Below are 12,339 nucleotides of genomic sequence, written 5' to 3' on the forward strand. Positions count from 1 at the left end.
CATTGTGCAACGCACAATCAGACCGCAAATATTGTGCGGTGCCACAGCAATAAAAACAATGGCTGCTGCGCCATGACCGACGTTCTACCATCAACTGCGAGTGAGGGTTTGCAAAGATGAATGCCAACGAACAACTGAACAAGCTGTCTTTCAACGCGCTGGAAGTTGCCTTCCGCATGGCCCAGATTTCCCTGGATAGCGCCGAGAAATTTGCCAAGCTGAGCCTGGAACTGTCCAAGCAATCGCTGGAAGACAATGTGAAGCTGGCCCGTGAACTGGGTGACGTGAAAGAGCCGCAGCAGGCCGTAAGCAGCCTGAACCAGCTGGCTGCACGCAACCTGGAACAGGCCATGACCAATTCGCGCAACGTTTACGACATCGTGTCGCAAACCCAGGCCGAACTGGGCAAGCTCGCCGAAGACAACTTCAACGAGCTGAACAAGAACGTGATCTCCAACCTGGAAGCGCTGACCAAGAACGCACCGGCCGGCTCCGAAACCCTGGTGAACAGCCTGAAATCGGGCCTGGCCGCCGGCACTGCCGCGCTGCACACCCTGAGCAAGGCTGGCCAGCAGGTAGCGGACTTCGCCGACAGCAGCGTGAAAGCTGCCGCCAGCGCCACCGCCGATGCAGTGAAGAGCGCCGCCAAGCGCACCAGCTAAGTCTTGCACTGCAGCTGACAAGGGCCGCCTGGCGGCCCTTTTGTTTTGCCTGCCGGTCTGCACGGCGCTGCAATGCAGCAGCAGATTGCGCATCCAGCCCTGCCCTGCCGCCGGCCTGCCGGCATCCGCCACGCTAGTCACACTGCCCTGCAGCATGCCAGGCGGATTCACGGCAGCAAAGAAAATGCCGCTCACGTGCAGTGAGCGGCATTTTTTCTTGACAGCCGGTATCTTGCCGGCTTGCGGCCAACCCCGGGGTTGGCCGCAAATCTTTATACGGACAGATAGGACGACTGCTTCAGCCCGCGGCAGAACTCGGCGAAGTACACCGAGCGCTCCTCGCTGCTCAGCCCGGCCATGCGTGCCTTGCCTTCGTAGCGGTTGAGAATCTCCTCCGGCGACAGGTGCACGTAGCGCAGCATGTCTTCGATGGTGTCGTGCTCTTCCACGCCCTCGAAGCTCACCTTGCCGCCTTCGCGCACGTACACGTTCACCGAATCGGTATCGCCGAACAGGTTGTGCATGTCGCCCAGGATCTCCTGGTAGGCACCCACCATGAACACCGCGATCAGGTATTCCTCGCCCGGCTCCACCGCGTGCACCGGCATGCTGGATTCGATGCTCTGCTGGTCGACGTAGTGCTTCACCTTGCCGTCGGAGTCGCAGGTCAGATCCTGCAGCACCGCGCGGCGGGTCGGCTGCTCGTCCAGGCGGTGCAGCGGCATGATGGGCAGCACCTGGTCGATGGCCCAGGTATCCGGCAGGCTCTGGAATACCGAGAAGTTGCAGAAGTACTTGTCGGCCAGCTTTTCGGTCAGCTCGTCGTACACCTGGCGCTGCGAGCGCTGGCTGGCGGTGAGCTGCGCCTGCAGGCGGCGGCACAGTGCGGCGTGCACCTGCTCTGCCAGCGCCTTTTCCTTCAGCGTGATGCGGCCTTCGGCATACATGTCCGACACTTCCGAGCTCAGGTGGCTGGCGCGGTAGTAGGTTTCGGTCACCATCTCGGCATCGGTCAGGCTCATCAGCTCGAACAGCTTGCGCACCGGCTTGGGCAGCGCCTGCACGTCCTCGACCGCCGGCACGGTATCCGGCAGACGCTCCACATCGGTCACATTCATCAGCAGCACGGCGTGGTGCGCGGTCATGGCGCGGCCGGATTCGGAAAAGATGCGCGGGTGCGGAATGTCGTTCTCGGCGCAGAACTCGTGCAGCATGGACACGATCACGTTGGCGTATTCGTCCATGTCGTAATTGATGGAGCTGGCATTGCGCGAGTGGGTACCGTCGTAATCCACGCCCAGGCCGCCGCCCACGTCCACGTGGTCCACCGGCAGGCCCAGCGCGCGCAGCTCGCCAAAGTAGCGGATGGCTTCACGGAAGCCGGCGCGGTAGTCGGCGATGTTGGCGATCTGCGAGCCCATGTGGAAGTGCATCAGGCGTACATTGTTGCCGTGACCGGCCGCCACCAGCTTGTCCACCGCCGAGATCAGCTGCGCTGCCGACAGGCCGAACTTGCCCTTCTCGCCGCCGGTATCCGCCCACTTGCTGGACGCCAGCGACGACAGCCGCACGCGCAGGCCGATATTGGCCTTCACGCCCAGCTTGGCGCTTTCCTGGATCAGCAGGTCGACTTCGGATTCCTTCTCGATCACGATGAACACTTCGTGACCCAGGCGCTGGCCCATCAGTGCCAGGCGGATGAAATCGCGGTCCTTGTAGCCGTTGCAGACGATGGTGCCGCCCTTGGGCGACAGCGCCAGCACAGCCATCAGCTCCGGCTTGGAGCCGGCTTCCAGGCCGATGGACACGTCCTGGGTGGCGATGATGCTTTTCACCACCGCTTCTTGCTGGTTGACCTTGATCGGGTAGATGGCGGTGTAGCGATTGTCGTAGTTCTGGCTGGCAATCGCGTTATCGAAGGCGCGGCACAGGCGGGTGACGCGATCCTGCAGAATGTCCGGAAAGCGCACCAGGAGCGGCATGTCCAGGCCCTTGTCCGCCAGGGTGTTGGCGAGTTCGTGCAGATCGATCTCGCAATGGTGACGCGCGTTGGGGCGCACTTTGACACAACCGTTGTCGCCGACATTGAAATAGCCAGCGCCCCAATGCCGGATGCCATACAGGCTCCGGCTATCCGCCACAGTCCAAGCCATGAAAGGATTTCCTAATAGTAAAAGATTGGAAAACTGCTCCTTAGTGCGCGGCTTTCGGGCTAAGCGCCGCTAACAAAACCCCTGATCCTGCGTTGCGCCTTGGCTCAGGTTCTCTGCGAGGTTTTGTTAGCAGCGCTCAGAAAGCTTCATGTGGGCCTGGGATGTCGGAGCGCGCAATAAATGGCGGTTGCCGCCAAAAACGAGCGCGGATTTTAGCAATCTCACGCCCCTTGACAAGCAGAATTTTCCCCTGTCCATTTTAATGAACAAGCATCAAAAACCCCACCTGCCGGCGGCGCCACAATACGCTCGTTATGTGAATGTTTTTTAACAAGTTTATGTCAAAAATGCGCAAATGAAAGCCGGGGCGGCTCGTCCATGATTTTCGACACCGCCCCGGCCCGGATACGGCAGACAACCCTGTTATAGATGATCCTGCAGCCGGTACCAGGCCATGCCCAGCACCAGCGCCGGCGTACGCAGCAGTTTGCCGCCGGGGAAGCGGCGATGGCGCAGGCGTTCGAACAGCGCCAGGCGGCTGTCATCACCCAGGATCGCCTCGGCAATCACCCGCCCGGCCAGGCCGGTGGACGCCACGCCGTGGCCGGAGAAGCCCTGTGCGTAGTAAACGTTGGCCGCAAGGCGGCCGAAGTCCGGCGCCCGGTTCATGGTGATGTCGCAGAAGCCGCCCCAGGCGTACTCCACCTGCACGTCCTCCAGCTGCGGGAACACGCGCAGCATGTCCTTGCGCATCGCCGCCGCCAGATGCGCCGGCTCGCGGCCGGAGTAGCTGACCTTGCCGCCGAACAGCATGCGATGGTCGCCGGACAGGCGGTAGTAATCCAGCACGAAATTGGTATCGCACACCGCCATATTGTTGGCGATCAGGCCATGCGCGCGCTCCTTGCCCAGCGGCTCGGTGGCAATCACGTAGGTGCCCACCGGCATGATGCGGTCTTCCAGATTGCCGCCCAGCTTGCCGACATAGGCATTGCAGGCCAGCACCAGCTGGCGGCAGCGCACGCTGCCGGCCTCGGTCTGCACCAGCGGCGCATCGCCGCCCCGGTAGTCCAGCACCGGCGTTTGCTCGTAGATGCTCACGCCGGCACCGCGCGCGGCGCGCGCCAGGCCCAGCAGGTAGTTGAGCGGGTGGATGTGGCCGGCCAGCGGGTCATACAAGCCGCCCTGGTAACGATCGGACGCCAGCAATGCGGCCAACTGTTCGCGGTTCCACAGCTGGTAGTGGTCATAGCCGTAGAAATCGCTGGCCTCCTGCTGCCAGCTGGCCAGCTCCTGGAAATGCGCCGGCTTCACCGCCGCGTTGCAGAAGCCGCGCGTCCAGTCGCAGGCAATGGCGTGCTTGCGCACGCGCTGCTCGATGATCTCCACCGCCTCCAGCGACATGCGCCACATGCGGCGGGCGCCGTCGTCCCCCAGCTGGCCGCGCAGGGTATCCATATCGCAGGCAAAACCGGCAATCACCTGGCCGCCATTGCGCCCGGAAGCGCCAAAGCCGATGCGCGAGCCTTCCAGCAGCACCACCTTCAAGCCCTGCTCCGCCAGGTTCAGCGCCGTCGACACCCCGGCCAGGCCGCCACCCACCACGCAGACATCGCACTCGATATTGCCTTGCAGCGCCGCCCCGGGCTCCCAGGGAACCGCCGTGGCAGCGTAATAGGAAGGGGCATGAGTTTGATGGGCAAAAGTGAGCATACGGTCCTCGTGGCGATGTGAAGAAAGACGGATCAGGGAAACGCGATACTGGGAAGCAAGATAGTCACCTCATGACAGCAGGCTGTCGCATGAGCGGAAAAAAGGTGAAGCCACATGGCTCCACCACAGCGGACGCCGGGTACTGCCACGGCAGTGGCACCGGTCGACCAAACCCGCAGCAGCCTACCTTACGTTTAATAAAATTTACAAGAATGCAACGCAGAATGGCACATGCTGCTTGGCCGCAATACAACAGCAGCCCTCTATGGCAATGCACTTGACAGGGAAATGACGGCAAGGATCGCCGTGGCTGGCGTTTAAATGCTCAAACACCCAGCAGCAGCGGCGCGCCAGCGGCGGCGTGCTCCGCCACATACAGCGCGCTGCCCTGCCGCTGCTTGGCACCCTTCTTGGCCAGCGTGGCGGCGGCAGCCACCTCGTAGTGCGAATCGAAGGCAGCCGGCACGACCGGCAGCACGCCAACCGAAACACTGGTGAGCGGAAAGAAATGCGGCACGCCATGGCGGTCCGCCACATGAAAGCCACCGGCCAGGCGGTCGGTAGCGGAAAACAGGTGCAGCACCAGCTGGTCGAACTGCGTCAGCACCTGCTGCAGACACTGCCGCCAGGCAGCGCCTTGCAGCAGCATCACGAAATCGTCGCCGCCGATATGGCCAACGAAATCGAGCGCCGGATCGGCCACCGTCTGCAGCAGCTCGCCCAGCAGCCGGATCATGTCGTCGCCGGCGCCATAGCCGTAGTGATCGTTGAACGGCTTGAAGTTGTCCAGGTCAACGTAGGCCACCACGAACGGCCGCCCCTGCGCCAGCAGCCGCGCCACCTGGTCGCTGATCGGCACATTGCCCGGCAGGCCGGTCAGCGGGTTGGCGTAGCGCGCCGCCAGCAGCTGCATCTCGCTGATGGCGCGCACCAGGTCCTGCCCGGTGCCCATGCCCAGGTACTGCTGGCCTTCGACAATGATGAAGCCATCCACCAGGTGGCGCCGCTCCGCCGCCGCCACCAGGGTGGACAAGGTCTGGATATCGGTATCGGCCGGCACCACCAGCGGCGTGCGATCCGCCAGCGTCAGGCAGCTTTTCTTGGCCAGCAGCTCGTGGTTGAACGGTTTGGCAAACAATTCCAGCACGTGCGAGCGCGACAGCAAACCCACCGGCCGCCGCCCGGCCAGCACCGGCACCGCGAACAGCGACGGGTTGTCGGCAAACAGCCGGTAGGCCTCCACGCAGCTGGCGCGGTCGGTAAGGTAGGGCGCCTCGCACTGCAACTCGCGCACCGTGGGCATGCGGCTGGCCGCCCCCGCCTTGCTGCTGCCGGGCAGCACGAAGGTGCCGCTGTGCAGGGGCTGCGCCGTTGGCCGGGCAATCAGGTAGCCCTGCCCCATCACCACCCCCAGCTCGCGCAGCACATCCAGCTCCTGCGGCAGCTCGATGCCCTCGGCCACCAGCACCGCGCCGGCGGCGCGCGCCATGTCCACCAGCGAGCGCACGAACTGCAGCTTCAGCGGGTCGAGGTGGATCTGCTGCACGAAATACTTGTCCAACTTGACCAGGTCCGGCCGCAGCTCAGACCACAGCCGCAGGTTGGAAAAGCCCTCGCCCAGGTCGTCCAGCGCCAGGCGCACGCCTTCGCGGCGCAGCTCGTCCGCCACCTGGCACAGCGCGCGATAACCGGCCTGTGGCCGCATCTCGGTAAGCTCCAGCACCACGCGCGACGGGTCCAGCCCGTTTGCGGCCAACATGTCGCGCAGCTCGGCCGCCCGCAGATGGCCATCCAGCAAGGTGTCCGGAATCACGTTGACGAACAGCGTGCCCGGCAAGTGGCGACGGGCGAATTCGCGCAGCACTACCGTCACGCACATCCGGTCCAGCGCCGCCAGCATGCCCGACTGCGCCGCCTGCTCGAACAGCGCCACCGGCGAGTACAGCAGCGAATCGGACGGCCCGCGCACCAGCGCCTCGTAGCCGACCAGGCCGCCGGTACCCAGGTAGACAATGGGCTGGAACACCACCTGCACCAGTTGGCCGCACACAATGCGCTCCAGCAGCGCCGCCGGGTCGGCGGCGACGGTGGAGAGCGGGTCGGATACAGCGGCTACCGGCACGTGCATGATGACAATGGCAACAAAATTCTATTAAGAGTAACGAGCATATCAAGGCAATGTGACAAGCCCGGGTCAGCCACGCCAATAATATTGCCGCTGCGGCCAACGGCGGTTTGCACCTAGAATGAAACCAGCACAAGGAGAATCCATATGCCATTCGCCACCATCCAGCAGCGCCAGGTCTTTTACGAAATCAGCGGCCAGGGCAGCGATACCCTGCTGCTGTTCAACGGCCTGACCATGAGCACGCTGGCATGGGGGCTGATGATGCCGGCGCTGGAGCAGCGCTTTCGCGTGCTAAGGCTGGATTTCCAGGGCCAGGGCCAGAGCCAGCAGACGCCGGCCGACTACTACCCGCTGCCGCAGCAGGCGGACGATGCCGCCGCGCTGCTGGATACGCTGGGGCTGGACCAGGTCTACCTGGTGGGGCTGTCCTACGGCGGCATGGTGGCGCAGCACTTCGCCCGCCGCCACGGCCACAAGCTGCAACGCCTGCTGCTGGCCTCCACCCTGGCGTGGTCCGATGCGGTGAACGAGCAGATTTCCAGCAGCTGGAGCCGGGCGGAACAGGCCGGCGGCGCCGACCTGCGCTTCGACATCAGCCTGCCGTGGCTGTTTTCCAGCCGCTTCTTCACCACCGCCAATGCCATGCTGCCGGAACTGCGCCGCATTTCCGCCCTTACCGGCTGGGGCGCCATCCAGCGCATCATCGGCGGCGTGCTGCACCACGATGCGCGCAGCTGGCTGCAGGACATCAAGGTGCCCACCCACATCATCGTCGGCGACGAAGACCGGCTGACCCCGCCCTACCAGGCGCAGCTGCTGCAGCAGGGCATTCCCGGCGCCAGCCTGGCTGTGCTGCCGGGCGCCGGCCATGCCATCCACCTGGAAGCGCCGCAAGCGTTCTGCCAGCAGATATTCCAGTTCGCCAGCCGCTGAGAACAGGTGGTACTTGCGCAGATGCGCCATCAACATTCGCAGCCGTGACAGCCAGCTGGCCGGCTGCACGGCTTTGCTTAGAATGGGGCATCTCACAAAGGATTGCGCATGAACCCGTTCGCCCCCGCCCGCGATTTTCTCGATCTCACCCTGCAAGGCCTCACCCCGCAACAAGCCGCATGGCACACCCCCGCACTGCAGGCGCAGTGGCTGGGCCACGGCCTGCTGCAGCTCACCCCGCTTGCGGCCAACTCGCAGCAGGAGCAGATCCTGCTCTCCACCGGCATCCACGGCAACGAAACCGCGCCCATCGAAATCCTCAACAGCATCGTGAACGACCTGCTGGCCGGCACCCTGCCGCTGGCCTGCCGCATCCTGGTGGTGCTGGGCAATATCCCGGCGATGCAAAGCGGCAAGCGCTTTGTGGATTACGACATGAACCGCCTGTTCGACGGCGCACACGCCAAACAGCCGGACGCCAGCGAAGCACGCCGCGCGGTGGCACTGGAGCAGGCCGCCAGCGCCTTCTTCGCCACCGCCCCGGCCGGTGCACCGCGCCGCCACTACGACCTGCACACCGCCATCCGCGGCTCGGTGTTCGAGCGCTTCGCCATCTACCCCTTCATCCACCAGCGCCCGCACAACCGCGAGCAACTGGCCTGGCTGCGGGCGGCAGATGTCGATACCGTGCTGCTGCACAGCAAGCCGGCCGCCACCTACAGCTACTACACCAGCGAGCGCTGCGGCGCCGATGCCTTCACCCTGGAGCTGGGCAAGGCGCGCCCCTTCGGCCAGAACGACCTGACACGCTTCACCGGCATCGAGCACGCGCTGCGCGAGCTGCTGTCCGGCCAGCGCCAGCCGGCGGCCAACCCGGACATTTCCGGCATCCGCCTGTTCAAGGCCAAGTACGACATCATCAAGCACAGTGGTGAATTCGTGCTGCACCTGGCCGACGACGTGGAGAACTTCACCGCCCTGCCGCACGGCATGACCATCGCGGAAGACGTGGAAGTGCGCTACGTGGCCGATGGCGGTGAGGAACGCATCCTGTTCCCCAACCCCAAGGTGGGCGTCGGCCTGCGCGCCGGCATCGTGATCGAGCCGGCCAGCCTGGACTAAGCGCGGCGCCCCTGGCGCCAGCATGATGAAAGCATTGTTTTGCCAAACGGCCCTGGCCGGGAAAGCTCCCGCCAGGGCCGTTTTTTCTGCATTGCAGTCAGGCAACGCCGGCCAGCATGCCCGGCCACTCGCTGCCAATCCGGCACATATCCACAGGCAAACAGGGAAAAAGCTGTGGATATCCTGTTAGCCAACACAAAAAAACGCGCGGCGTCAGCGATTTGCTGTCGTCGCGCATTTTTAATGCAATTTTCCGCTCAGCTCAGCAGCTTGCCCGGATTCATGATGCCATCGGGGTCAAATGCCGCCTTGATGCTGCGCATCAGCGCAATTTCGGCATCACTGCGGCTTACCGCCAGATAATCGCGCTTGAGCAGGCCCACGCCGTGCTCGGCGGACATGCTGCCGCCGAAGTCGCGCACCAGCGCGAACACCTGTTCGTTCACCTGCTCGCAGGCGGCGCGGAACGCCTCCAGCGCCAGTGTCGGCGGCTTCAGCACGTTGATGTGCAGATTGCCGTCGCCGATATGGCCGTACCAGATCACTTCGAAATCCGGATAGTTGGCCGCAAGCAGCGCATCCAGCGAGGCAATGAAGGCCGGTACCCGGCTGATGTTGACGGCGATGTCGTTCTTGTACGGCGTGTACGGGGTGATGCTCTCGCTGATGTTTTCGCGGTAGCGCCACAGCTCGCGCGCATGCTGCAGCGACAGCGACAGCACGCCATCCAGCACCCAGCCCTGCTCCAGGCAGCGCTCGAACAGCTTCAGCGCGGTGGCGTCGCCCACGTGTGCCGGGTCGTCCAGCTCCAGCAGCACATAGAACGGCGCGCGCTTCTCGAACGGCGGCGCCAGCTGGCCATGCGCCAGCACATGCCCCAGCGCCTGGTCGGAGAAGAACTCGAATGCCGACAGCGCGATGCCTTCGCGGAACACTTCGAACACCCGCATTACATCGGCCAGCGCCGGCAGCGCCAGCAGCAGCACCGCCTGCGGTGCCGGCGGCAGCGTCAGCTTCATGGTGGCGCCCACCACGAAGCCCAGCGTGCCCTCGGAGCCGATGAACAGGTGGCGGAAGTCGTAGCCGGTATTGTTCTTGGCAAGACCGCGGTTCAGCTCCAGCACTTCGCCGGCGCCGGTCACCACCGTCAGGCCGGCTACCCATTCGCGGGTCATGCCGTAGCGGATCACCTTGATGCCGCCGGCGTTGGTGGCAATATTGCCGCCCAGCTGGCTGCTGCCGCTGGCGGCGAAGTCCACCGGGTAGTAGAGCCCCTTGTCGGCGGCGTACTGCTGCAGCGCGGCGGTCACCACGCCGGCCTCGCACTGTACGGTGCGTGCCACGCGGTCGAAATTGCCGATGCGGTTCATGCGCTCGAACGACACCACCAGCTCGCCATTGGCCGCCACCGCGCCGCCGGACAGGCCGGTGCGCCCGCCTGACGGCACCAGCGTCACCTGCTGCTCGCGCGCCCAGCGCACGATGCCCTGCACTTCGGCAATGGTGGCCGGCAGGGCAATGGCCAGCGGCGCCGGCTGGTAGTAGCGCGTCCAGTCCAGGCCGTAGTGGCGCAGGCTGTCGTCGTCGGTACGCAGCACGAGCTGCGGCAGGGTCTGTTGCAGGCGGGAAAGTGACGAAGACACGGGATTCTCCGGGCATGGGGTGGGTTGCGCCTCTGGCGGGCGATTCTCAGCCGATGCTACCACGCCGGATACGGCAGTTTTGTTGCGCTGGCGATAAAACTGGCCGCAGCGACAGGTGCGCGGCCACCCTGCCCCGGCAGCCGGCAATCGCGGTGGATAAAACTACGGAGAAAGCGCGCAATCGGGTTACAATTGCGCGTTAATCCCACACCGCATTGACTACTCATTCCGATGTCCGCAGAAAACAACGCACCGGTAATCAGCAATTTCATCCGCGCCATCATCGACGAGGATCTGGCCTCCGGTAAACACAGCAGCATCGTGACCCGCTTCCCGCCGGAGCCGAACGGCTACCTGCACGTGGGCCACGCCAAATCCATCTGCCTGAACTTCGGCCTTGCCGACGACTACCAGGGCCAGTGCAACCTGCGCATGGATGACACCAACCCGGAGAAGGAATCCGACGAGTACGTGCAGTCCATCAAGGACAGCGTGGCCTGGCTCGGCTTCCACTGGAACGGCGAGGTGCGCTACGCCTCCGACTACTTCCAGCAGCTGTACGACTACGCCGTGGAGCTGATCCAGTCCGGCAAGGCCTTCGTCTGCGACCTGAACGCCGAGGAAATGCGCGCCTACCGCGGCAGCCTCACCGAGCCGGGCCGCGACAGCCCGTACCGCGGCCGCAGCATCGAGGAGAACCTCGACCTGTTCACCCGCATGAAGAACGGCGAGTTCGCCGACGGCAGCAGAACCCTGCGCCTGAAGATCGACATGAGTTCCGGCAACGTGAACATGCGCGACCCGGTGATCTACCGCATCCGCCGCGCGCATCACCACCGTACCGGCGACGACTGGTGCATCTACCCGATGTACGACTACACCCACTGCATCTCGGACGCGATCGAGGGCATCACCCACAGCCTGTGCACGCTGGAGTTCGAAGACCACCGCCCGCTGTACGACTGGGTGCTGGACAACATCAGCATCGGCTGCCACCCGCGCCAGTATGAATTCTCGCGCCTGGAGCTGCTGTACGCGCTGACCTCCAAGCGCAAGCTGAACGCGCTGGTGACCGAAGGCAAGGTAGGCGGCTGGGACGACCCGCGCATGCCCACCATCGAAGGCATGCGCCGCCGCGGCTACAGCCCGGCCGGCATCCGCCTGTTCTCGCAGCGCATCGGCGTGTCCAAGGGTGAGAACATCATCGACATCAGCGTGCTGGAAGGTGCAGTGCGCGAGACGCTGGAAAGCGAAGCGCCGCGCGTGATGGCGGTGCTGGACCCGATCAAGGTCACCCTCAGCAACTTCCAGGATGGCGTTACCGCCAGCCGCAGCGCGCCGTTCCACCCGCACCACCCGGAATTCGGCGAGCGCGAAGTGCCCATCGCCCGCGAGATCTACATCGAGCGCGAAGACTTTGCCGAGGTACCGCCGCCCAAGTGGCAGCGCCTCACCGCCGGCGGCGAAGTGCGCCTGCGCTACAGCTACGTGATCAAGTGCGACGAAGTCATCAAGGACGCCAGCGGCAAGGTGGTGGAGCTGAAGTGCTCCATCGACCACGACACCCTGGGGCAGAACCCGGTTGGCCGCAAGGTGAAGGGCGTGATCCACTGGATTTCCGCCAGCCACGCAGTGGAAGCCGAAGTGCGCCTGTACGACCGCCTGTTCACCGAGCCGCGCCCGGATGCGGTGCGCGGCGAGGACGGCGAGTACGTGGACTTCATGCAGTTCCTCAACCCGGATTCGCTGGCCACCGTTACCGGCTACGTGGAGCCGGTGGTACGCGATGCGGCGCCGGAAACCCGCTACCAGTTCGAGCGCATCGGCTACTTCGTGACCGACCGCCTCGAACACCAGCCGGGCAGCAAACCGGTGTTCAACCGCACCGTGGGCCTGAAAGACTCCTGGAGCAAATAAGGCACTATCATGAAAGCGGCATGCACCCTGTGCATGCCGCTTTTTCTTTTGCAGCCCGCACACCTGCA

General features: G+C 64.3%; 8 protein-coding genes. 4 read left to right on the forward strand and 4 right to left on the reverse strand.

Translation table 11 applies throughout. The features are described 5' to 3' along the window. Window positions 1-116 precede the first annotated feature (116 nt). Entirely contained in the window at window positions 117-662 is a 546-nt protein-coding gene (locus tag PSELUDRAFT_RS17480) for a phasin family protein (protein WP_088968043.1), read from the forward strand. A 272-nt stretch (window positions 663-934) separates the two neighbouring features. On the opposite strand, the gene speA is transcribed toward PSELUDRAFT_RS17480, so the two are convergent. The 3 genes from speA to PSELUDRAFT_RS17495 form a co-directional block, all read right to left on the reverse strand. Further along, on the reverse strand, window positions 935-2,815 hold the full coding sequence (gene speA / locus PSELUDRAFT_RS17485) for an arginine decarboxylase (protein WP_088968044.1): 1,881 nt from the start codon (window positions 2,813-2,815) through the stop codon (window positions 935-937). A 423-nt stretch (window positions 2,816-3,238) separates the two neighbouring features. After that, window positions 3,239-4,528 carry an FAD-binding oxidoreductase gene (locus PSELUDRAFT_RS17490; RefSeq protein ID WP_088968045.1) on the reverse strand — a complete coding sequence of 430 codons (1,290 nt, stop codon included), beginning with the start codon at window positions 4,526-4,528 and terminating at the stop codon, window positions 3,239-3,241. A gap of 325 nt (window positions 4,529-4,853) precedes the next feature. Next, window positions 4,854-6,656, reverse strand: coding sequence for a GGDEF domain-containing protein (locus PSELUDRAFT_RS17495; protein WP_088968046.1), 1,803 nt, complete (start codon window positions 6,654-6,656; stop codon window positions 4,854-4,856). 144 nt (window positions 6,657-6,800) lie between these two features. Between PSELUDRAFT_RS17495 and PSELUDRAFT_RS17500 the strand changes: the two genes are divergently transcribed. Continuing rightward, entirely contained in the window at window positions 6,801-7,589 is a 789-nt protein-coding gene (locus PSELUDRAFT_RS17500) for an alpha/beta fold hydrolase (RefSeq protein WP_088968047.1), read from the forward strand. A 108-nt stretch (window positions 7,590-7,697) separates the two neighbouring features. Continuing rightward, window positions 7,698-8,711, forward strand: coding sequence for a succinylglutamate desuccinylase (gene astE / locus PSELUDRAFT_RS17505; RefSeq protein WP_088968048.1), 1,014 nt, complete (start codon window positions 7,698-7,700; stop codon window positions 8,709-8,711). 257 nt (window positions 8,712-8,968) lie between these two features. Here astE and PSELUDRAFT_RS17510 read toward each other — a convergent pair whose 3' ends face one another. Continuing rightward, on the reverse strand, window positions 8,969-10,354 hold the full coding sequence (locus PSELUDRAFT_RS17510; RefSeq protein WP_088968049.1) for an FAD-binding oxidoreductase: 1,386 nt from the start codon (window positions 10,352-10,354) through the stop codon (window positions 8,969-8,971). A 231-nt stretch (window positions 10,355-10,585) separates the two neighbouring features. Between PSELUDRAFT_RS17510 and PSELUDRAFT_RS17515 the strand changes: the two genes are divergently transcribed. Next, on the forward strand, window positions 10,586-12,271 hold the full coding sequence (locus PSELUDRAFT_RS17515) for a glutamine--tRNA ligase/YqeY domain fusion protein (protein ID WP_088968050.1): 1,686 nt from the start codon (window positions 10,586-10,588) through the stop codon (window positions 12,269-12,271). Window positions 12,272-12,339 lie beyond the last annotated feature (68 nt).

The sequence above is a fragment of the Vogesella sp. LIG4 genome (assembly GCF_900090205.1).
Taxonomy (GTDB): domain Bacteria; phylum Pseudomonadota; class Gammaproteobacteria; order Burkholderiales; family Chromobacteriaceae; genus Vogesella.

What these genes read in the sequence shown, in the direction of transcription:
- PSELUDRAFT_RS17490 (WP_088968045.1), bottom strand. Translation starts at nt 4,528, where the DNA reads ATGCTCACTTTTGCCCATCAAACTCATGCCCCTTCCTATTACGCTGCC.
- PSELUDRAFT_RS17500 (WP_088968047.1), top strand. Translation starts at nt 6,801, where the DNA reads ATGCCATTCGCCACCATCCAGCAGCGCCAGGTCTTTTACGAAATCAGC.
- PSELUDRAFT_RS17480 (WP_088968043.1), top strand. Translation starts at nt 117, where the DNA reads ATGAATGCCAACGAACAACTGAACAAGCTGTCTTTCAACGCGCTGGAA.
- speA (WP_088968044.1), bottom strand. Translation starts at nt 2,815, where the DNA reads ATGGCTTGGACTGTGGCGGATAGCCGGAGCCTGTATGGCATCCGGCAT.
- PSELUDRAFT_RS17495 (WP_088968046.1), bottom strand. Translation starts at nt 6,656, where the DNA reads ATGCACGTGCCGGTAGCCGCTGTATCCGACCCGCTCTCCACCGTCGCC.
- astE (WP_088968048.1), top strand. Translation starts at nt 7,698, where the DNA reads ATGAACCCGTTCGCCCCCGCCCGCGATTTTCTCGATCTCACCCTGCAA.
- PSELUDRAFT_RS17515 (WP_088968050.1), top strand. Translation starts at nt 10,586, where the DNA reads ATGTCCGCAGAAAACAACGCACCGGTAATCAGCAATTTCATCCGCGCC.